This is a genomic window from Nannocystis pusilla, from assembly GCF_026626665.1.
Classification (GTDB): Bacteria; Myxococcota_A; Polyangia; order Nannocystales; family Nannocystaceae; genus Nannocystis; species Nannocystis pusilla.
This window is the reverse complement of the sequence record NZ_JAPNKE010000002.1, coordinates 1,625,593-1,647,214: the sequence shown is the minus strand read 5'-3', so window position 1 is coordinate 1,647,214 and position 21,622 is coordinate 1,625,593. Positions and strand designations below refer to the sequence as shown.

Genomic DNA, 21,622 nt, shown 5'->3' with positions numbered 1-21,622 from the left:
TCCCTGCCGCAGGGACCGCCCTTCCTGGGTAACCTGCCGCCCGAGGGGACGAAGTACGAGCCGCTGGAGCCCGTGACCAAGAGGCTCAAAGCGCTCATCGAGGAGCATTATTACGGTGCTGTCTTCGAGGAGGCGATCCGGAGCGTCAGCAAGGACAAGGTCCCGAGCTCGACCGGATCCGGACGCTCGACCAGTTCTACTATTACGTCGACGCGCTCGCTACCTGGATCCCGGAGATCCGCGTCTGGGATTGGAACGGCGAGGTGCTCCACGAACGCACCGTGTACCTGCGGCTCGCGCAGTTCTACTACTACTTCAACCATCCCACGCTCGCGGCGTTGCAGAGCCCGATCGCTCCGATGAAGGACGCCGAGCTCTCCCCGATCTCCCGCTGGTTGCGCGACTTCGCGGTAGAGTGGGGCTCGTTCCTCGACACGCCGGGGTCGACGGCCTACCTCGAGAGCTTCAAGTACGCCCCCGAATACGACTGGCAGGACTACGAGAAGCCGCCCGAGGCGTACGCGACCTTCAACGAGTTCTTCGCCCGCAAGTTCAAGGACATCGACGTCCTGCGGCCCGTCGCCGCGGCCGACGACGAGCGGGTGATCGTGTTCCCCGCCGAGTCGACGTTCGTGGGGCAATGGGCGATCAGCACCCCGGTCGGCGAGCCCCTCCCGGCGTCGCCCTCGATCGTCGTCAAGCACATCGAGTGGCCCATCCACGAGCTCCTGCAGGATTCCGAGCACGCGGATGCGTTCCAGGGCGGCATCCTGTGCCACAGTTTCCTGAACACCTACGATTACCACCGCCAGCACGCCCCCGTGGCGGGCAAGGTGCTCGCGGCCAAGTTCATCCCGGGTCAGGTCTACCTCGACGTGAAGCTTGAGGAGACGGGCGAGGCCGACGCCGACGGCGATCTCACCCGCGCCGTGGTCCCGCGGCGCCACCTCGACGCCAAGGACCCGACCGGCTACCAATTTGTACAGTGCCGCGGGCTCCTCGTCCTCGAGTCGGCGATCGGCAAGGTGGCGATCTTGCCGATGGGCATGGCGCAGGTCTCGTCCGTCGTCTTCGTGACTCCGAAAGCCGACGGCCACAAGCCGATCACCCTGACCGCCGGGGAGAAGCAAGGACGCGACTACCAGCAGCAGGTGAACCTCCTGAACAAAAAGATCCGCGCGGCCCTGGTCGGCAAGCACCTGGCGAAGGGCGAGATGTTCTCGTACTTCCAGTTCGGCGGCTCCGACTGCGTGATGGTGTTCGAGCGCAAGGCCAACGTCGACGTGACGGCGAAGGTCGGCCTCCACTACCCGATCCGCAGCCAGTACGCGGTCTCGAACATCAACCGCGATCGCCGCGGAGGCACCTGAATCGGGAGCGGCCAAACTTCTGGCGTTTTCAGCCCGGCAGCACTAGCACGAATCCCCCGCGCCTCGCCCCGCGCATTCCGGGCGCCCTGCCGCGATTCGCCGCTCACAGCGGGCAGCGCGGCGCCTCGAACGTACCGTCGAGCAGGATCTGCTCCTCCAGCACGAACGCGCGGACGTGGCAGAGCCGCCCGATGACGGACCCATCCTCCACCGCGTCGATCTCGAGCGTCCCCGACACCGCGCCCCCGCCCTTTTCGCACACGTCGCCGTCGCCGGTCGAGTTTGCGCTCGCGTCGATCGGGCCGTCCGCCAGGGCGTAGACGCCGGGCACCAGGAACTCCGCCGGGATCTGCAGCGACACCTCCCAATGCTGGCCGCACGCGAGGTCGTCGTGGGGGTCGGCGCAGGTGAAGCTCTGGCTGGAGAATCGCAGGTAGAGCCGCCCCGGCTCGCCGTCGGTCTCGCCATCGCCGATCTGCGACTCGAGATACGCGATGACCTCCGCCTTGACCGGCCCCGCCGCGCCCACGCACGGCTGCGGGTCGCTGCCCCCCGTCGTCTCCTCCGCGGGCTCCTCGGTGTCGCTCGCGGGCTCCGTCGCGCTCGCGGGATCGTCGGTGTCGCTCGCGACCGTCGTCGTGCTCGAACCCGCCGTATCGTCGGTGTCCTCGGCTTCGGCCTCGCCGGTCGTCGAAGTCTCCGCGCTGTTCGGCTCCACGCCCCCGCTGGTCGTGGGGCTCGTCGTGCTCGTCGTCTCGGCCGAGTCCGTCGTATTCGCCGGCGCCTCGCTCGCCGTCTCTTCGGACGTGTCCGTCTGCTGATGTGAGGATTCCTCCCCACATCCGACGGCCAACACGAGCAACAGATAGGAATAAATCAAACGCATTCCTCGCATGTAGCACGCGCCGAGCTCGCCTCCAATCGGACCTGCCACGGACATCCGCCAATCGCCCGTGACGGACCTGCCGGACAGCGGCGACGCGGCCGCGAAACCCCTCGCTTCGCCTCCGGGTCCCGCACAATCGCCGACGGATCGCGGTCGCGACGAAACGGCCGAGCGGGCGGCATTTCGCCGGGCGCAGCGCCCGCTCGTGTGGGTGTAAATGCGAGGATCGGGCTACCCACATTCTTTCACGGCATCCGCGAGCCGCCGAGGACCTGACCCGAGAGTCAGATCCTCGACCGACCGCCGCTTCCTCCGCGCGACCAAGCCAAGGGTCAAGCCAAGCCAATCGAAGATGGTCAGGACGCCGGTGTTCGCCTCCGCGCCGGCGCCGAGCGGACCCGTGAGGCCCCGCTCGTGCTCCTTCGTGACGCTGCGCCGGACATCTCTACCTGTCCCTTCTCCGGGCCCTCGGGCTTCCGTCACGCCCGCCAAGATTTTTCGCGACGCCCCACGACCCGGCCCGTACGCTGCCCGCGCATTGCGAGCACTGCGCCCGACCCATCGGAATACAGCGAGGCACCGCTCCACACTCGCAGGCAAGCGGTGAAGCTGGCGCGATCGAGAAAGTCCTGGCGCCTCCTCGCAATCGGGGGTCGCGGCCACCCGTCGGATCGCCACGACGCCCCGGGGCGCCATTCTGACTGTGAGCACCCCGAACCGCTGCGCCGATCGACCTCAGGTCGGCGGGACGAAGAAGCTGCTGAGCGACTCGCGGATCTTCCACCCCGTCGCTGTCTTCACGTACTTGTCGGTGTAGCCGCCCAGGATCTCGCTCACCCCGGCCCCGGGCGGGCTCTGCGGCACCGACTTGATGAGGAAGTACCACGAGCCGGTCGCCGCATGATCGCCGACCTCGAGGATCGGGCTGACGATGTAGTGCGTGGTCCACTTCGTCGCCTGCGGCAGGATGTTCTCGCAGGCGTTCAACAGCGCAGCGCGGCCCTCGTAGCGCCCGAACGGCCCGAGGTCGAGCACCCCGTCGTCGGTGAACAGGTCGGCCAGCGCCGTCGCGCTGGCCGCCCCCGGACTGTTGAACACGGCGTCGGCCTTGCGGGCGTACTCCGCCTTCAGCGTCTCGATCGCCGCGCGGCTCGCCAGTCGTCGCAGCCCTTGTTTCTGCTCGTCGTCATGCTCCTCGAACCCAGGCATCTCCCGCTCCCTCCACGTCGTCGAACGACCGCGGCACGATAGCACCGCGGCCTCGCCCCGTCGCAGACCTCGTCATGCTCACCCGCGAGAATGTCTCTTAGGACATATCGCTACACCCGCCGCCTCGCGCATCCGCGCCGCGCCTGCGCGCGCGTGGGGGCCGCCGCCCCTTGACACCTCGCGCCCTGTTCGCTTGGCTGGCGGCCAGCATGCCGACGCTCCGCGGACGCCACACCTTGCTCACCGCCCTGCTCGTCGCCGCCTGCGGCGACAGCACCGCCGACAGCACCTCGCTCACCGCCGGCACCGCCGACGCCACGACCGCCCAGACCACCGAGCCGGCCTCGACCTCCACCACGACCACGACCGCCGCGGACCCGACCACCGGCACCACCACCGACCCGACGCCGACCTCGACCGCGAGCGACACCGACGACACCGGCGCCGAGGGCGAGACCACCCCGTGCTGGCCTTCGACCAGCCGCCGCTCGCCGAGCTGCGCGCCTCCGACAAGAAGGTCTTCGCCCACTACTTCTCGCCCTACCCGCTCTCGCTCGACAACAAGGATCCCGCCGAGGACTACTACGCCAAGCACTACTTGCAGCCCTCCGGCGAGAACGGCAAGTTCGCCTACTGCGGCGGCTTCATCAAGGAGCGCCCGTTGCCGCAGCCGCCGCGGGAGGGCGGCCTCGACTACGAGCTGCTGAACTTCGAGCAGGAGGTGCGGCGGGCCGCGGCGCTCGGCCTCGACGGCTTCACCTACGACATCCTCAACACCGAGGGCACCCACTGGAATCGCCTGCTCAAGCTGCTCGACGCCGCCAGCAACGCCGACCCCGAGTTCCGGATCGTCCTCATGCCGGACATGACCTCGACCTATCAGGGCAGCGACCCCGAGGCTCAGACCCTCTTCGTCGACTCGATCGTCGCCGTCGCCGCGCACCCTGCGGTCCATCGCCTCGGCACCGGCGAGCTCGTGCTCGCGCCGTTCGCCGCCGACAAGCGCAGCCCCGCGTGGTGGGCCGGCGCCCTGCAGGCCCTCGCCGCCGAGGGCGTCGACGCCGTCCTGTGGCCCGTGTTCGTCTCGCCGTGGAGCGCCGCCACCATGAGCTTCCAGGCCGAGGTCCCGCTGATCGGCACCTCCTCGTGGGGCCCCGCCACGGTCCCGGGCGCCACCGGTTACGCCGACAACGCCGCGCAGGCCCACGCGCTCGGCGTGCAGTGGATGTCGCCGGTGCGCCCGCAGGACTCGCGGCCGAAGGACCTCATCTACAGCGAGGCCGGCAACACGCAGCTCCTGCGATTGCTGTGGGACGCCGCCGTCGCCGGCGACGCGGAGTGGGTTCAGCTCGTCACCTGGAACGATTACTCCGAGGCCTCCGAGGTCTCGCCGTCGAGCGGCATTCAGTGGGCGCTGTTCGACCTGACCGCCTACTACGTCGCGTGGTTCAAGACCGGCCAGCAGCCGCCGATCGTGCGCGACGCGATCTATTATTCGCACCGTCTGCACGCCACCACGGCCGAGCCCGACCTGACGCTGCAGGAGTCGCTCTACGAGCCCGTCAACGGCAGCAAGCCGGCCGACGAGATCGAGCTGCTCGCCTTCCTCACCGCCCCGGCGACGCTCGAGATCGAGGTCGGCGGGATCACCGAGTCCACCGACGCGCCCGCCGGGATCCAGTCGCTGCGCGTCCCGCTGCTCGCGGGCACGCCGAAGTTCCGCATCGTGCGCGACGGCGGCGCCGTCGCCGAGGTCGACAGCGCCTTCCCGATCAGCAACACCATCGTCTATCAGGACATGCTCTACCGCTCCGGCGGCAGCCTGCCCTGCGACCGCGGCCCGCTGCTGCAGTAGCGCTCGCCGCCGCGCCGCGCCGCGGGCGCCACGGCTCGCGCGCCCGCCGCTATCGACATAGATGTCCCGAGAGACATGTCGGTTCCGCGCGCGACGCACGGCTCCGGTTGCCCGCCCGGGGGCGGCCCGCTATCGTCCGCCCGTGCCTCTCGACCCCCCCACCCCGGCCCGCGCGCCCTCGCCCGAGCTGCTCCGCCTGGCCGCAGAAGGCGCCCGCAACATCGAGCGCGCCGATCAGCGGCAGCAAGAGCTGGGTGAGCAACACATGCGCGTCGCGCTCGGCGCCCACTACGGCAGCGCCCGCCAGCGCGGGCTCTACGTCCCCCTCGTCGTCGGCGCCGTCCTCGTCGCCGCCATGGCCTCCGGCTTCATCTCGGTCGACTACATGACCGCAGGCATGGCCGTCCTCCTGCTCGGCGCGCTCGGCGTCGCCTTCCTCGATCCGGTCGCCGGCGACGCCCGCGTCGCCAGCGAGCGCGCCTGGCTGGCCGCGCGCCCGTTCCCTGTCCGCGGCTACTTCGAGGCGCTGCAGCAGCGGCCCGTCGCCGGCGCCGTGCTGCTCGTCCACATCCGGTTCGCTGGCGAGACCCCGCCGCTCGACCTCGTGCAGGGCGTGCTCGGCCGCATCGACGCGAACCCCAGCGTCCGCTCCGCGGGCGGCCGCGGCCTCGTGCTGCAGAGCGGCCTCATCTCCGGCGCCACCGGCATCCGCGTCAACAAGGTCCCCGTCTACCGCAACCACCGGATCGTCCCGTACGTCCACCGCCTGGTCGACGAGGTGCTCGCGCCGCTGCACGCCACCTATCCCATCGACCAGGTCGAGCTGACGCGCCCGGTGTGATCCGCCTCGGCGACGAGCCGCGCGATCGGCACGTCCCTGGTCGACGAGGTGGACGCCGCGCGCCACCTGTCCCATCGACCAGGCCGATCCGACCCGTCCGGTAGACCCGCCTCAGCGACGGATCCGCGCGATCACCAGGTCCGACTCGCGCGAGGGCAGCAAAAACCCGCGGCCGCGGCGGTCGCGATCGCGCCCGACATTCCATGACATGTCTCTTCATACATGTCGTAAGAGACACCACGAGCGCCGCCCCGCGCGACCTCCCGGGGACGTCCTGGCCGCGCCGTCCGGCCCCGCGGCCGCAGCCTCGCGCCGGGCCGCGCCTGCGGGCCGCGGGCCCCCGCCTCGCGCACGTCCGGCCCTATCCCCGACCTCCTTTTGCGCGCCGCGTGATCGGAACCGTGCCCCGCGTCGCCCCGCTCGCGACCCGCATTGACGGCCGCGTTCGCCGGGGGCTACGGTACGACGGCGTCCGTCTTCGTCTGCGCGGAGCGGGGCGCCTGGAGGTCCATGAGACGCGGTGACTCGCAACCCCTCGGCGTCGTGCTCGCGGCGCTGCTCGGCGCCTCGGCCTGTTATTCGGGCGACAGCGCCAACGCCGACGGCAGCGCCGGCACCACCACCGCCGCCGCCACCGGTGACGAGCCCGGCACCACCGCGCCGACCACCACCAGTGACAGCGACGGCGACGAACCCGAAGCCCCGCAGATCGTCCCGGGCCCGACCCTGCGGCGGCTCACCGCCTCCGAGTTCGCCCACGCCATGCAGGACCTACTCGGCCCCGTCGATCTCGGCGCCGTCGAGGCCGACTCCTTGCAGGAAGGCTTCTTCGCCGTCGGTGCCGCCCGCGTCGCCCTCTCGCCCGCGGGCGTCGCCAAGTACGAGCAGGCGATCGGCGACGCCACCGCGCAGGCCTTCGCCGACCCCGCGCGCGTGGCTCAGATCCTCCGCTGCGTGCCGACCCAGCTCGCCGACACCGCTTGCATGCGCGACGCCCTCGCCACCTTCGGCCGCCGCGCCTGGCGTCGCCCGCTCACCGGCGTCGAGCTCGAGCGCTACCTCGGCGTCGCCACGGCCGTCGGCACGGAGACCGGCGACGTCGTCGTCGGCCTGCGCCACGCCGTGTGGGCGCTGCTGCAGGCCCCGCACTTCCTCTACCGCGTCGAGCTCGGCCAGCCCTCGCCCGACGACGGCGGCCGCCTCAGGTTCACCTCCTACGAGATGGCCTCGCGCCTCGCCTTCACCCTGTGGAACACCTTGCCCGACGAGGCCCTGCTCGACGCCGCCGAGGCCGACCTCCTGGTCGACGGCCCCGGCGTCGGCGAGCAGGCCGCGCGCATGCTCGCCGACCCGCGCGCGCGCCAGGGCGTCCACAACTTCATCGCCGAGCTCTACGGCCTGTGGGCGCTCGGCGAGAAGGTCAAGGACGACACCCTCTTCCCGCAGTGGACCCCGACCCTCAAGGCCGTCATGCGCGACGAGCTGCTGGCCCGCGTCGAGGACGTCGTGTTCGACCAGCCCGCCGACTTCTTCAGCCTCTACGACGGCCAGAAAGTGTTCGTCAACAACGAGCTCGCCGCGATCTACGGCCTCGATCCCGTCGAGCCCGACGTCTTCCGCGCCGCCACGCTGCCCGAGGACAGCCCGCGCCGCGGCCTCATCGGCAGCGCCCTCGTCCTGGCCATGAACTCGCTCCCGGCCCGCACCTCCGCCACCGAGCGCGGCCAGTTCATCGCCGAGTCGCTGCTGTGCCGCACCGTCCCGCCGCCGCCGCCGAACGTCGACACCAACCTCGACGACCCCGACGTCGAGGACCCCGGCCCGCAGACCCTGCGCGAGAAGTTGGAGCCGCACCGCGCCGACCCGTCCTGCTCCGGCTGTCACAACATCACCGATCCCCTCGGCCTCGCGCTCGAGCACTTCGACACCGTCGGCCGCTGGCGCGCCACCGATCAGGGCCTGACCATCGACGCCAGCGGCGAGCTCGACGGCGAGTACTTCGCCGACGGCGGCGAGCTGGCCCAGCTCCTGCGCGAGCACCCCGTGGTCGCCAACTGCCTCGTGCGCAAGCTCTACACCTACGCCGGCGGGCGCCTGCCGCTGTGGCCCGAGAACGACACGATCGCCGAGGTCGAGGACGAGCTCGCGCTCGCCGGCAACCGCTTCGACAAGCTGCTGCTCGCCCTCGTCACCCACGACGACTTCCGCTTCGCCCACCCCGCGGGCACCGTCGTCGGCGAAGACCCCGAAGGAGACAAGCCATGAGCCGCCCCCTCCCGCGTCGCACCGTCCTCCGGGGCATGCTCTGCGGCGTCGCCGTGGCCGTGCCGCTGCCGCGCCTCGCCGCCATGCTCGACGGCAACGGCACCGCCTGGGCCGACCAGACCCCGCTCCTGCCGCGCTACCTGACGTGGTTCTTCGGCAACGGCGCCGACCCGACGCAATGGGTCCCGCAGGCCGTCGGTCACGGCCCCGAGTGGAGCCTCAGCCCTTCGCTCATGCCGCTCGCCGAGTTCAAGCCGTGGCTGTCGGTGCTGTCCGGCTACGAGGTCAAGATCCCCGCGCTCTACGCCCACAAGTCGGCGCCCGCCGCCGTGCTCACCGGCGCCCAGGCGGCCATGAACGGCGACGTCACCGCGCCCTCGATCGACCAGAAGATCGCCGCCCTGATCAACAAGGACACCGCCTTCCCGAGCGGCGTCCACGTCGGCATCAGCAACGTCACCGGCGCCGGCGCGCTCGACTTCAACATCTCCTTCAACGGCCCCAACGCCCCCAACCCGCCCAACTACAGCCCCGCCGACCTGTTCGCCACCCTGCTCACCCTCTCGGGCGCGCAGGAGCCCGACCCCTCGCTGTTCCGCCGCAAGAACATCCTCGACGTCGTCGCCGAGGAGGCCAAGGCGCTGCAGCACCAGCTCGGCGCCGAGGATCGCGTCCGCCTCGATCGCCACCTCGAGGGCATCGCCGAGCTGCAGACCCAGATCGACGCCACCATCACCGCCGCCGACTGCGGCACCCCGATCGACCCCGACGTCGCCTACCCGAACCGCGGCGAGGACGGCTCGATCAGCCTCGACCGCTGCCGCGCCTTCGCCGACCTGCTCGCCTTCGCGTGCGCGTGCGAGCTCACCCGCGTGGCCTCGTTCGTGTTCTCGTGCGCCGCCTGCCACGCCCCCTACACCGAGGCCGGCCTCGGCAACGTCACCTTCCATGAGGACTTCGGCCACCGCCTCAGCCCGATGGGCATCGACTACGCGACCGGCGGCTTCCACACCGGCGTCGCCTACGCCATGTCCGGCCTCGCCGAGCTGCTGAAGCGCTTCCGCGACACCCCCGACGTCACCGGCAACCTGCTCGACAACGCCGTCATCTACACCACCTCGTGCGTCGGCCAGCCGTGGGACCACCGCATGGACGACTTCCCGCTGCTCGTCGCCGGCAAGGCCGGCGGCCTCTTGCGCGGCGACCTCCACCACCGCGCCCTCGGCGACAACGCCAGCAAGGTCCCCTTCAGCCTGCTCAAGCTGTTCGGCAGCCCCGAGACGTCGTTCGGCGCCGCCGAGGGCCTCGTCAGCGACACGATCCCCGAGCTGCTAGCCTGAGGTTTTAAAGAACATGTCCCGAGAGACATAAGAGCCTGCCTCTCGGGACATTATCCGCGATGACACAACCTGTCTCTCGAGCCATCTCGGTCGCCCGAATCGCGCCCGCGTTCTGAGCTGCCTCGAGAGACATCTCCGAGCGACCGAGCGGCCTCGACTGCGCGTTATCGCGCCACTCTCCTCGCCCATCTCTGAAATTTCCTTATTCTTTTCAAATACTTTCAAAAACATTCTCGACACTGTCATATAACAGTGTCATCCTGTCGTCGTGATCGCCGCCTGGACGATCCGCGAGCTCAGCCACGAGGTCGAGCAGCGCCTCGCCGCCGAGGAAGCGCCGGCCAACGGTCAGGTGCGGGCCGTGCCCGACGAGCGCAGCATCCGCTACTACACCACCCTCGGCCTCCTCGATCGCCCGCAGCTCCACGGCCGCACCGCCCTCTACGGCCCGCGGCACCTCGCCCAGCTGATCGCCATCAAGCGCCTGCAGGCTGACGGCAAGTCGCTCGCCGAGATCCAGCAGCTCCTGCCCACCTTCGACGACGCCGCCCTCGCGCGCACCTCGGGCGTCGCGCTGCGCCCTCCGCCGCGCGCCGCAGGCCGCCGCGACTTCTGGCGTTCCGAGACCACGCCCGAGCCAGCCCCCGAAGCCTCGCCCCCCGCACCGGCCCTCACGCCCACGCTCGAGCTCCTGCTCGCCCCCGGCGTCCGCCTCGCCTTCACCGCCGCGCGCTCCGCCAGCGACGCCGACGCGGCAGCCCTCCTCGCGGCAGCCGCCCCGCTGCTCGCCGAGCTCGCCCGCCGCTGCCTCGTCGAGCTCCCCGACCCTCTATCCGCTCACCCCGAACCGCAGGAGGACTCCCCATGATACCCACGGCGCTCACCATCGATCCCACGCTCGCGCCCCCGTCCGGCAGCGAGCACGCCTTCGGACGCCTCGAGACCTCCCGCGGCGCGCTGCCCCTCGCCGCGCTGGCGGTCACGGCCCACGTCCACGGCCTCGAGGTCGCCACCGAGATCCAGCAGACCTTCGTCAATCACACCGCCGCGCCGATCGAGGCCACGTACATCTTCCCGCTGCCCGATCGCGCCGCCGTCTTCGCTTTCCGCATGACGCTCCGCGATCGCGTCGTCGACGGCGTCATCGACGAGCGCGGCCGGGCCCGCGACGTCTACGAGCACGCGATCGCGGCTGGCCAGCGCGCCGCGATCGCCGAGGAGGACAGGCCCGGCGTCTTCACCCTGCGGGTCGGCAACCTCCTCCCCGGCGAGCACGCGATCATCACCCTGCGTTCCGTCGGCCCGCTGCCGATCGAGGACGGCGAGGTCACCTGGTCCTTCCCGCTGGTCGTCGCCCCGCGCTACAGCCCCGGCGCCCTGCTGCCCGGCGAGCAGGCCGGCACCGGCACCGCGAGCGACACCGATCGCGTCCCCGACGCCTCGCGGATCTCGCCGCCCGTCCTCCTGCCCGGCTTCGCCAGCCCCGTCCGCCTCTCGCTCGCGGTCAGCATCGACGGCGCCGGCCTCCCCGTGTCGGGCCTGCGCTCGAGCCTTCACGACGTCTGCGCCGCGTCCGAAGGCCACGGCTGGCGCGTCGAGCTGCGCCCCGGCGAGCGCCTCGACCGCGACTTCATCCTCCGCTGGACCCTCGGCGGCGCCGCCCTTTCCAGCGCCGCAGTGTGGGCCCTCGACGCCGACGGCGAGGGCGCCACCGCCATGATCACCCTCGTCCCCCCGGTCGGCGCCGCCACCGAGGCACGCCCGCGCGACGTCGTCCTCGTCCTCGATCGCTCCGGCTCGATGGGCGGATGGAAGATGATCGCCGCGCGGCGGGCCGCGGCCCGCATCGTCGACACTCTCGGCGAGCGCGACCGCTTCGCCGTGCTCGCCTTCGACGACCGCGTCGAGTCGCCGCCGAGCCTCGGCGCGCAGCTCGTCCCCGCCGGCGATCGCAACCGCTTCCGCGCCGTCGAGTACCTCGCCCAGGTCCAGGAGCGCGGCGGCACCGAGCTCACCCGCCCGCTCGAGCTGGCCACCCGCATGCTCGCCGGCGCCGACGAGCGCGACCGCGTCCTCGTGCTCGTCACCGACGGCCAGGTCGGCAACGAGGACGAGCTCCTGCGCCGCCACGGCGCCCACCTGCAGCACGTCCGCGTCTTCACTCTCGGCATCGATCAGGCCGTCAACGCCGGCTTCCTGCGCCGCCTCGCGGCCGTCGGCGGCGGCGCCTGCGAGCTCGTCGAGAGCGAGGAGCGCCTCGACGAAGTCATGGCCAAGATCCACCGCCGGATCGCCACCCCCGTCCTCGTCGACATCAACCTCGTCGCCGACGGCCTCGATCTCGCCACCCAGGCCCCGCGCCGCCTGCCCGCCGTGTTCGCCGGCGCCCCGCTGGTCATCCACGCCCGCTGGCACGGCCGCCCGCGCCCCGGCGCCGCCATCGAGCTGCGCGGCCGCCTGCCCGCCGGCACCGAATACACCCAGCGTCTCCACCTCGACGCCGCCCGCCCCGGCGCCGCCCTGGCCCAGTCGTGGGCCCGCGCGCACATCCGCGATCTCGAGGATCGCTACGCCGCCAGCCCGGCCGATCGCGCGTCGCTCGAGTCGTCGATCCTCGCAGTGTCTTTGCGTCATCAAGTCCTGTCGCGCTTCACCGCCTTTGTCGCGGTCGACCGCGAGGTCGCCAACCCCGGCGGCGCCCCGCGGACGATCACCCAGCCTGTCGAGCGCCCGGCCGGTTGGTCCGGGGGCACCTTCGACTTCATGCCTGCGGACCCCGGGTTCCGCGGCGCCCCGAAGGCCGTCGGCGCCATCAACCTCAAGCGAGCGAGCGCACCTACCCCGCCACAATCGCCGGCCCGGGCCCCGTCCGCGCCCGCTGCCCCTGCCCGCCCGTCCGTGCGCGCGAGCAAGCAGGAGTCGTCCGACAGCGCGAGCGTCGACGCCGGCCCGTACCTCGCGCGCTTGCTGGACGTCGCCGAGGACCTCCTGCGGGCCGCGAGCGGCTCGGCCCCGGCGAAGCAGCTGGCAGTGTCGCGCCTGCTCGAGCTGCTCGAGGACCTGCGCACCGTCGGCCTCGACGCCCTCGCCAGCCGCCTCGCCCCGATCGCCGAACGCCTGCGCGCGGCCCTGACGGCCACCGACCTGCTGCAGATCCTTCACGACGCCGTGGCCGCGCTGCGCGAGCTCGCCAGGGACAAGAGCACCCCGCCTCCCCCGCCCGCGAAGCGCAAGGGCTTCTGGCGCTGATGCGCGCTCCGAATAAAGCTGTCCCCAGGGACATCTCGCCCGATCCCACCATCACCTGTCCCCAGGGTCATCTCACCCGTTCCATCGTCACATGTCCCCAGGGGCATCTCGCCCGCTCTCACCATTACATGTCCCAAGGGACATCTCGCCCGCTCCCATCGTCACCTGCCCCCAGGGGCATTTCACGCGTTCCCACCATCACATGTCCCCAGGGACATCTCGCCCGCTCCGCCATCACCTGTCCCCCGGGACATCTCACGGTGCTCCCGCCATGACCGGCTCCGGCTCATCTCCCCCTCGGCCATCACCTGTCCCCACGGACATCTCACAGGCCTTCCCAGTCATCCGTCCTCGGGCCACATCCCTGCCGGCGCCTGTCCCGACGGTCATCTCACGACCCCTCCGCCATCCCGGCGTCCCATGCCGCTTGGGACATCGCATCCGTCCTTCTCGCCCCTCGGGACACCTCGGAGCGCCCGTCCTCTGCTTCGCTTGCAGCGGCCTGGCGCACCCGCCATCCTCTGACCTCGGGACACCATGACCACCCTCCTCGTCCGCCACCGCATCACCGACCTCGACGCCTGGCGCTCGCTCCCCCACGGCCTCGCCGCCCTGCGAAGCGCCCACGGATGCACCGGCGCGCGTTCCTTTCATCAGGCCGACGAGCCCGGCGCCGGCGCCATCGCCTTTGAATTCCCCACCTTGGCCCAGGCGCGAGCCTTCCTCGCCGACCCTGCCCTGCGCGCCGCCATCAGCGTGCCCGGGCTCGCCCCGACCGAGCTCGTGCTCCTCGATCCGGTCGACCCGCCGACCCCCGCCCGCAAGGCCGTCTTGCTGCTCGGCTTCGAGCCACGCGTCGTCGACTTCAGCAACTACCCCGGCCTCGACGAGGCCAAGCTCCGCGCCGGCCTCGCCGCCTCGCTCGCGGCCACCGAGGCGGCCGGCTTCGACGCCGAGTGGTGCCTCGTCACCACCGACTGGTCCGAGGTCGACGCGGCCGTGCGCGCCCGCCTCGTCGCCCGCGACTACGCCGCGGTCATGATCGGCGCCGGCATCCGCACCGCCCCTGCCCACCTCGTGCTGTTCGAGCGCCTCATCGACCTGATCCACACCCTCGCCCCGGGCGCCCGCCTGTGCTTCAGCACCTCGCCGGACTCCGCCGCCGCGGCCGTCCTGCGGTGGGTCCAGCCGTGATGCCTTTAAGGGCATGCCCCTGAAGACATGCCCCTAGAATCTTGCCGAAAGTGCATGTCCTGATGGACAGGCATCACCCGTCGCAGTCGAGCTCGTCCGCCTCGTTCTCGCAGTCCTCGCTCCCGTCGCAGACCCAGTCGCGCGGGATCACCTGATCGCCGCAGTCGAACCCGAGCCCGCACACCCCCACATCTTCGCGGCCCGGCTGCGCGTCGTCCTCGAAGTAATACGGGTGGCACAGCAGCGCCGCGTCCACGCCCGCGCACTCCGCCTTCGCGTCCGTCGCCGACCCGTCGCAGTAGTGCGTGCAGCAGCCGGGCGTCGTGCAGCCGGGCACCCAGTCCGGTCCCACGCACAGGAGCCCCGGCGCGCACGACTCGAAGTCGCACGGGTCGCCGTACTGGCCCGCCGCCACCGACGGCGTGCACACGAAGCGGCGGCCGTAGGGCGCGCACAGCTCCTCGGCCGCACAGGACCCCGCGTCGAGCGGATCGCAGTCGGCCTTGTCGCGGCGGATCCGCAGCACCTCGAGCTGCGCGCACGGCTGCTGCTTCGCCGCCGCCTGCACCTCCTCGGTGACGAAGCAGGAGCCCCGCTCGTCGATCGGGAAGCTCACCGCCGCGGCCATACGGCTGCGCAGCACCAGCCCCCGCTCTCGGCCGTCACGCTGACGTCGCGCAGCACCGCCTCGCAGTGATCGCCGACCTGTTCCGGCTCCTGCCACGACTTGCCGCGCCAGCCCTCCTCGTCGTCGCCTGCCAGCCAGTTCCACCCGTCCGGATAAATCGCGAAGATGTTCGCGTCGCACGCCTCCTGCTCGCACGCCTGCACGTCGTCGCACGGCTCGACGTGGAGCCCGTCGCCGGGGGTCATGCACGCCTGGACGAGCGCCAGCCGCTCGCTCCGCCCCTCCAGCACCGACGGCCCCTCGCCCGCGCAGCTGCCCTCGTTCACCGTCCACGCCTCGATCGTGTACAGCCCCAGCAGCGAGCTGTCGTACGGGCTGCTGTCCGGCTCCGACCGGCAACCCACGAACACGAGCACCAGGGCCAGCAACCTCTCGCCAGGTCCGCGCATCACGTCCTCCGCGGACGAAGTAACCTCGACCGCCGGAACAATTGCGACGCGACGATCTTTTTCTGCCGCGCTCCCGACCTACAGCGGCCCGAGCGGCCGCAGCCCCAGGTGCATCGCCGCCACCTGGTCGGGGCGGAAGGGCGTCCGGCGCAGCGACGCGTCGCGCTGGCGCGAGCGGAACAGGTCGACGATGAAGTTCATGCGGTCCGCCAGCGCCGCCCAGTCCGCCGCCGCGCTGCCCTGCGTCGTATCGGGCGTGCGGTCGACCTCGTCCAGCACCGCGCGCAGCTCCGGGTCCTCGATCTGCGTCAACGCGGCCGGGAACATCCGCCCGTCGCGCGTCGCCGGCACGTCGCGGCCCAGCGCCAGCGCCCCCTCCGGCAGCTCGATCGTCATCATCCAGCGCGTCAGCAGCGAGCGCGCGACGTCGCCGAGGCGCTCCCCCAGCATCCGCCGCAGCGGCGCCGCGTCGGCCGCCACCAGCACCGCCAGCGGGGCCGACAGCGCCGCCGCGATCGTCGGCTGCAGCCGGATCTGCTCGTGGTAGCCGACCAGCGTGTTCGCCAGCAGGATCTGCTCCGCCCGCGCCTTCGCCTCGCGCGTCGCCGCGGCCGTCACGTAGGCCGCGAACGCCCGCCGCAGCAGCGCCTGTCCCCCCGCCACCGTCGCCCCGTCGCCGAGCCCCGCGAACGCCGCCGCCGCCGCCGCGCCGCGCTGCGCCGGCGCCACCTCGAGGACATCGACCAGCGCGCGGAACAGCGGCGCCAGCTCGGCGAACACCATCAAGTTGCCGCCCGCGATCCGCTCGCGCACCTCGCCGTCGATGCGCCCCACCACCCGACCGACCGCCGCGGTGCGGGCCATCCACGGCCGCAGCGCCTCCAGCACCATCTCGCCGCGGATGAACCGCCCCGCGCTCTTCGACGCCCACGTCCCGTACGCGCACCAGCTGACGTCCTCGCCGCCGAGCCGACTCGCCAGCGCGACCTCGAGGCGGTGATACACGTACGTGATCCACAGGTTGCGCTGCACCGGATCCGTCATCGCGCAGGTCTCGGCGATCCGGCCCGCGTCGGGCAGCGGATCGTGCGAGGGCGCGAGCAGCGAGGGCGAACAGATCGACGACGACATGACGAGCCTCTCTCGCGGACAGTGCCCCCCGGCTTCCGATCAATTGCCGCCCGATTCCCACGAATTCCAGTGATCCGCCGCGCCTCGACGAACCCCACGCCCTCGCTCGCACACGTAGCGAATCGGCCGCGCACATCGGGCTCCCCGCATCACCAGCGCGGTTCTCCGTGATCCGTCACCCCGTCATCCGACCCCACGCCGGTGACGGTTCATGCACAGTCCTCGATCGGTCCCGCGCGGCGACGGTGACTCCGTTCACCGCGCCTCGATCGTAGCCCGCCTCACTCCGCGCGGAAGCGACGCACCCACACGTTCGCGCCCTCGCCCGGCACCTGCTCGTCGCCCGCCAGCACCACGAAGCCCGGGCCGAACGCCGCCGCCGCCCCGTGGTCCTCCAGGCCGACCCCGCGGTTCGCGTTCACATGCGTCCAGCGCAGCTCGCCGACGCCCGACAGCAGCGCCCCGAAGATCTCGAGGTCGCCGCTCACGCTCGTCACCGCTCCGGCCACGAACACCGCCTCGTTCGCGCCCACCGCCACCCCGCGACCGGCGTCGAAGCCTGCCACGTGATCGATCGTCTGCGCCCAGCGCGGCTCGTCGCGCCCCGAGATCCGGCGCACCGCCACGTCGAACCCCGCGCCCGGCACCGGCTCGATCCGCCCCGTCACCAGCACCTCGCCCTCGCCGCCGATCGGCGTCACGTCCGACCACGCTCCCGCGTGGGCCTCGTCGATCTGCGTCGTCACCAGCGAACCGTCGTGCTCGACCCGCACCAGCAGCGGGTGGAGCACGCCGTCGAGCTCCGCCGCCCCCGCCGCGAGCATCTGCGCCCCCGACTCCGCGATCCCGCCCGCGTACGCGTGGCTCGCCGACGCCGCGGTCGTCGTCTTCCACGCCGTCTCGCCGCTCGCGGGATCGTGGCGACGGATCGCCAGGCGCACCGGGTCCCCCGCCTCCGACCCCGTCGAATAGAGCGCCCCGTCGGCCAGCGCCAGCCCGTCGATGCCGCTCGCTCCGGCGGCGGCCATCGCCTCGCTGAACTTCCACAGGTCCGCGCCCTCGCCTGTGAACGCGCGGATCACCGGCGAGCGCACCCCGGGCGCCAGCTCCTCGTGCCCGGCCGCGAACACTCGACCTGCCGCGTCCACTGTCACATCGGCGAACGCGTCGTCGAGCCCCGCCGAGTCGATCGTCTTGCGCCACAGCTCGTGCCCCTCGGGCGCCAGCGCCACGATCCACGCGTCGCGCGACTGCACCACCTCCGCCCCGACCACGAACACCCGGCCCTCGCCGTCGATCGCCACCCCGCAGGCGACGTCGTCCTGCCCGGCCCCGCCGTTGTGCGTGTACGTCCAGTCGACCGCCGCGATCGGCGAGCAGCTCGCGTCGCAGCCGTCCTCGGCGTCGAGGTTGCCGTCGTCGCAGCCCTCGCCCGGATCGATCACCCCGTCGCCGCACACCGCGGCCGCGGTCGTCGACTCGGTGGCGTACGGCGGCACCAGCCCGTCCTGCGCGGCCCCGCTGCTGCTCGTCGCGTCCGCCCCCGTCTCGGCCGCGAACGTGTGCCCCGGCGGCGACGACTCGTTGCACGCGACCAGCGCCGAGAGACATGTCCCGAGAGTCATGCGAGCGAGGGCGCGCGCCACGACCCGAATGGTCGCACAGAGCGGCCCGTCGCCGGCCGCGCCGCGCCGTGAGCGGTCGCGGGGCGGTCCGCGGGCGCCCGGTGACGGAACGCCGCATGTCCGGCTATCGTCCGGCCATGCGCGTCGCTCGGCCCCTCCTCGTCCTCGTCCTCGCGGCCGGCAGCGGCTGCGGTCACACCGCGGTCGACGAGGCGCTGGCGCCGCTGTGCGGCACCTGGCGGCACGACGACGGTTACTCCGTCACCGAGCACTGGTGGCCGATGCCCGGCGGTCTCCAGGGCCGCAGCGCCCTCGCCGATCCGAACGGCAAGATCGTCGAGCTCGAGGACATGACCCTCACCGCGCTGCGCGGCGGCCTGACCCGCTATCACGCCGAGCCTTCCGGCCAGGCTCCCACCGACTTCACCGAGGTCCGCGATCCCGCCGTCGTCGCCGCGCCTGACGAGCGCGTGTGGATCTGGCAGAACCCCACCCACGACTTCCCGCGCCGGATCGTCTACCGGCTCGCCGGCGATCGCCTCACCGCCACCATTTCGAACCCCGACGGCGACCCGGCGCAGCGCACCGGCAAGACCTGGGAGTACCGCCGCACCGCCGCCTGCGCGCTCTGATCGGCCCCCGAGTTCGCCCGCACCCCGGGCCTGCGACCTCCGGACTCAGGCGTGCAACGTGCGCGTTTGCACCGGGCGCCGACCTCGATCAGTCTCCCGCCATGACCCGGCTCGCTCTCACCCTCGCCGCGCTCCCGCTCTTGCTGGGGGCGCCCGGCTGCACACCGGACGAAGATCCCTCGCCCGACGCCACGGCCACCCTCACCGCGCTGATGAGCAGCGGCGTCAACGGCACCGTGAACTTCACCCAGCTCACCGAGGGCAAGATCCGGGTCGAGGCCGAGATCACCGGCCTCTCGCCCGGCAAGCACGGCATGCACGTCCACGAGTGGGGCGACTGCACCTCGCCTGACGGCGAGTCGGCCGGCAGTCACTTCAACCCCGACATGACCGACCACGGCATGCCCGGGACCGGCACCCACCACCCGGGCGACTTCGGCAACCTCGACGCCGACGCCTCCGGCACCGCCAAGCTGTCGCTCACCATGGACCCGGCCCACTTCTCGATCGCCGGCGGCGACTACAGCGTCCTCGGCCGCGCGATCATCGTCCACGAGAAACCCGACGACTTCGGCCAGCCGACCGGCAACGCCGGCGCGCGCCTGGCCTGCGGCATCATCCTGTCGACCACCGGCGACACCGCGCCGATCAAGAACCCCGCGGGCGCGTGAGCCCGCGCGCGGCCGTCGGTGCACCACCGGCGCCGGCCCGCGCTCTCGCGCCTATCTCTTCGGACATGTCCTGAAGGCCCGCTCGTCACGAGCGCGGCCGCTCGCACGACATCGCCCCTCGCGTCGGCGTCTACGGCGGTCATCCGCCGCGGACGCCGACGTCTTCGCGTCCGGGCGGCGTCGCTCCTCGCGTTCCTCGAGCCGAACGCCGTCTCCGGCCGCATCGCCGGCGCGCTCGCTCCCCGCATGGCGATTCGGACATGTCCTGAAGCTCAGGTTTCGTACACCACGACGGCCAGCACGTACCGGGCCTCTCCAGGGCCCGCCCGAGGCCTCGACAATCGCGGACCGCGCTGGAGACCGTCCTTCCGGGGCGATATCCTCCGCCTCCCCCGCCATGGCCGTCCGGATCCAGTTCACCACCCTCCTGATTCGCATCGATCGACTCCTCGCCGTCGCCCCTGACGGAGTCGCCGCCATCACCGCCCGCTGGTCGCCCTCGTGGCGCGACGAGCACCTGCTCGCCGTCGCCTTCATGGACATGGGCGCCCGCGATCTGGCCGCCGAGCTCGAGGCCATGGGCCTCGTCCTGCGCGACACCTCGACCGGCCAGCGCGTCTGGCAGGACATCGCCGTCGTCGACTACTACGACGGTCCGACCTTGCCGTGCGCCTGGCTCGAATGCGACGTCGCCAGCCACGTCGCCTGGCTCGCGGGCACCGTCCCCGGCCCGGTCGCCGGCCCCGAGCACGAGCACGAGGAGGCGCCCGTGCGGATCTCCCCGGACAAGTTCCAGCAGCTCCTGCAGAGCCAGCACCCGCACCTGTTCGCCCCGCCGGCTGCCCCCGCCGAGCCCTCGCGTTCGGGCCGGACCCGGCCTGGCGAGCACGAGGCCGTCCTGCTCCCGCTGACCCAGCAGATCGCCGCCGAGCTGCTGAACATCATCCCGCTCAGCGCCAAGATCGACACCATCGTCTTCATCGCCCACTTTCCGCGCCCCGGCGAGGTCGTCAAGGCCGGCGTCGTCCTGCACGACATCGACGGCGAGCTGCGGTCCATGACCTTGCCGCCGCTCACCTCCGAGACGCGCCGCCTGCTCGAGCAGCTCTCGCGCTACGACAGCGGCAACCGCCTCACCTCGATCGAGATCAAGATCGCCGGCGACGGCCGCGTCACCACCGACTTCGGCATCGCCCCGCCGAAGTCCCCCGAGGAGCTCGAGGACCTCCTGCGTCGCCGCTTCGGCAGCATCCCCACGGCCCGGGCCCCGCGCCCGCCGGCGCCGACCGGCTTCTTCGGCAAGCTCAAGGCCATGTTCGGCGCCGGCCCCCGGGTCACCCTGCATCCCCAGCCGAGCCTCCGGCACATCCCGCCGCAGGAGCCCCTCTCGCTGTTCCTCGACCCGCTGAACGGCATCCAGGAGGGCTGGGACCACGAGCCGCCGCCCGCTGGCGCCGCCGCCAACGCCGCGAGCGCAGCCGGTGGCGCCCCTGCCTTCGACCTCGCCGCGCTCCACGGCCTCGAGGCCCAGCGCGTCGCCGGCACCCCCGCGCCGAGGCCTGCTGCCTTCACCCCGACCGGCCCGCAGCTCGTCGTCCCCGCGCAGGACGGCCTGCTGGCTGCCGAGGCCCGCGGCTTCCACCGCACCGCCCTCGCCGAGTTCCACCGCGAGCGGCCCGACCTGCGCTTCGACGCCGGCGAAGAGCGCCTCGTCCGCGACCTCGGCCCGCTCGGCGAGCTCCACTTCACCGCCTGGAACGGCCACCTCAACCGCGCCGACCTTTACGTCAAGGGCCTCCCCAGCCTCGACGACCTGCTCGCGCGCCTCCAGCCGGTCCTCGCGGCCCTCGGCGGCCTCGGCCCCGTCACCTGCGCCCTCGGCAGCCGCAGCCCCGCCGGCATCACCGACCCCCAGCCCGTCACCTACGACGAGCTGCGCCGCTACCTCGTCCCCGACTCCCCGTTCGGCACCAAGGTGTACCCGTGCTGGCTGCTCGGCGCCCCGCCCCACACCAAGGTCAGCCTCGACCTCGGCTGCGGCCTCCCCGACAACCGCCCCGCCTTCAGCTACCTCGTCACCATCGCGCACATCTGAACGATTGGACATGTCCTCGAGCGCATGCCCGATCGTACATGCGCTCGAGGACATGCCCGAGCCAGCCTGTCCTCTCCGACATCCCGACGAACCCGGCGTCGCCCGCTCCGCTCGCCTGGGGGCGACCTGCCGTCGATCGCGGCCCCGATGCCCGTCCGACTGCGAGCAACGGCCCGCCCGCG

18 protein-coding genes are annotated in these 21,622 nt (G+C 72.1%); 11 read left to right on the top strand and 7 right to left on the bottom strand.

From position 1 onward, the window contains the following. Window positions 1-263 precede the first annotated feature (263 nt). A complete protein-coding gene (locus tag OV079_RS07335) occupies window positions 264-1,370 on the top strand; it encodes a phosphatidylserine decarboxylase (protein ID WP_267767057.1) in 1,107 nt (368 codons plus the stop codon). Window positions 1,371-1,473: 103 nt separating this feature from the next. On the opposite strand, the gene OV079_RS07330 is transcribed toward OV079_RS07335, so the two are convergent. The 3 genes from OV079_RS07330 to OV079_RS07320 all read right to left on the bottom strand — a co-directional run bounded on the left by OV079_RS07330 (window position 1,474) and on the right by OV079_RS07320 (window position 3,895). Then, the gene (locus OV079_RS07330; RefSeq protein ID WP_267767056.1) at window positions 1,474-2,256 is read right to left on the bottom strand and encodes a hypothetical protein; all 783 of its coding nucleotides are present in this window, start codon (window positions 2,254-2,256) and stop codon (window positions 1,474-1,476) included. Between the two features lie 735 nt (window positions 2,257-2,991). Continuing rightward, window positions 2,992-3,465, bottom strand: coding sequence for a nuclear transport factor 2 family protein (locus OV079_RS07325; protein ID WP_267767055.1), 474 nt, complete (start codon window positions 3,463-3,465; stop codon window positions 2,992-2,994). Window positions 3,466-3,562: 97 nt separating this feature from the next. Continuing rightward, the gene (locus OV079_RS07320; RefSeq protein WP_267767054.1) at window positions 3,563-3,895 is read right to left on the bottom strand and encodes a hypothetical protein; all 333 of its coding nucleotides are present in this window, start codon (window positions 3,893-3,895) and stop codon (window positions 3,563-3,565) included. A gap of 33 nt (window positions 3,896-3,928) precedes the next feature. Here OV079_RS07320 and OV079_RS07315 point away from each other — a divergent pair, with 33 nt between their 5' ends. From OV079_RS07315 to OV079_RS07285, 7 genes are all read left to right on the top strand, one after another. Next, the gene (locus OV079_RS07315; protein ID WP_267767053.1) at window positions 3,929-5,320 is read left to right on the top strand and encodes a glycoside hydrolase family 71 protein; all 1,392 of its coding nucleotides are present in this window, start codon (window positions 3,929-3,931) and stop codon (window positions 5,318-5,320) included. Between the two features lie 142 nt (window positions 5,321-5,462). After that, window positions 5,463-6,161: a hypothetical protein gene (locus tag OV079_RS07310; protein ID WP_267767052.1), complete on the top strand. Its 699-nt coding sequence runs from the start codon at window positions 5,463-5,465 to the stop codon at window positions 6,159-6,161. Window positions 6,162-6,704: 543 nt separating this feature from the next. Continuing rightward, complete coding sequence (locus OV079_RS07305; RefSeq protein ID WP_267767050.1) at window positions 6,705-8,426, top strand: DUF1592 domain-containing protein; 1,722 nt, start codon at window positions 6,705-6,707, stop codon at window positions 8,424-8,426. Further along, window positions 8,423-9,766 (top strand): DUF1552 domain-containing protein, encoded by a 1,344-nt coding sequence (locus OV079_RS07300; RefSeq protein WP_267767049.1) that lies wholly within the window; start codon window positions 8,423-8,425, stop codon window positions 9,764-9,766. The genes OV079_RS07305 and OV079_RS07300 overlap by 4 nt, the downstream gene beginning before the upstream one ends. A gap of 268 nt (window positions 9,767-10,034) precedes the next feature. Then, window positions 10,035-10,634 carry a MerR family transcriptional regulator gene (locus tag OV079_RS07295; protein WP_267767047.1) on the top strand — a complete coding sequence of 200 codons (600 nt, stop codon included), beginning with the start codon at window positions 10,035-10,037 and terminating at the stop codon, window positions 10,632-10,634. Beyond that, a complete protein-coding gene (locus OV079_RS07290) occupies window positions 10,631-13,015 on the top strand; it encodes a VIT domain-containing protein (protein ID WP_267767046.1) in 2,385 nt (794 codons plus the stop codon). The genes OV079_RS07295 and OV079_RS07290 overlap by 4 nt, the downstream gene beginning before the upstream one ends. 537 nt (window positions 13,016-13,552) lie before the next feature. After that, the gene (locus OV079_RS07285) at window positions 13,553-14,209 is read left to right on the top strand and encodes a hypothetical protein (protein WP_267767045.1); all 657 of its coding nucleotides are present in this window, start codon (window positions 13,553-13,555) and stop codon (window positions 14,207-14,209) included. Window positions 14,210-14,282: 73 nt separating this feature from the next. Here OV079_RS07285 and OV079_RS07280 read toward each other — a convergent pair whose 3' ends face one another. The 4 genes from OV079_RS07280 to OV079_RS07265 form a co-directional block, all read right to left on the bottom strand. Beyond that, on the bottom strand, window positions 14,283-14,825 hold the full coding sequence (locus OV079_RS07280; protein WP_267767044.1) for a hypothetical protein: 543 nt from the start codon (window positions 14,823-14,825) through the stop codon (window positions 14,283-14,285). Further along, window positions 14,822-15,286, bottom strand: coding sequence for a hypothetical protein (locus OV079_RS07275; RefSeq protein ID WP_267767043.1), 465 nt, complete (start codon window positions 15,284-15,286; stop codon window positions 14,822-14,824). The genes OV079_RS07280 and OV079_RS07275 overlap by 4 nt, the downstream gene beginning before the upstream one ends. Window positions 15,287-15,364: 78 nt before the next feature. Then, window positions 15,365-16,417: a hypothetical protein gene (locus OV079_RS07270; RefSeq protein WP_267767042.1), complete on the bottom strand. Its 1,053-nt coding sequence runs from the start codon at window positions 16,415-16,417 to the stop codon at window positions 15,365-15,367. Between the two features lie 281 nt (window positions 16,418-16,698). Then, window positions 16,699-18,063, bottom strand: coding sequence for a DUF4215 domain-containing protein (locus tag OV079_RS07265; RefSeq protein ID WP_267767041.1), 1,365 nt, complete (start codon window positions 18,061-18,063; stop codon window positions 16,699-16,701). Window positions 18,064-18,179: 116 nt separating this feature from the next. Here OV079_RS07265 and OV079_RS07260 point away from each other — a divergent pair, with 116 nt between their 5' ends. The 3 genes from OV079_RS07260 (at window position 18,180) to OV079_RS07250 (ending at window position 21,440) form a co-directional block, all read left to right on the top strand. Further along, window positions 18,180-18,674: a DUF6265 family protein gene (locus tag OV079_RS07260; RefSeq protein ID WP_267767040.1), complete on the top strand. Its 495-nt coding sequence runs from the start codon at window positions 18,180-18,182 to the stop codon at window positions 18,672-18,674. 101 nt (window positions 18,675-18,775) lie between these two features. Next, window positions 18,776-19,345, top strand: a complete 570-nt coding sequence (locus OV079_RS07255; protein WP_267767039.1) for a superoxide dismutase family protein — start codon at window positions 18,776-18,778, stop codon at window positions 19,343-19,345. 397 nt (window positions 19,346-19,742) lie between these two features. After that, window positions 19,743-21,440: a hypothetical protein gene (locus OV079_RS07250; RefSeq protein ID WP_267767037.1), complete on the top strand. Its 1,698-nt coding sequence runs from the start codon at window positions 19,743-19,745 to the stop codon at window positions 21,438-21,440. Window positions 21,441-21,622 lie beyond the last annotated feature (182 nt).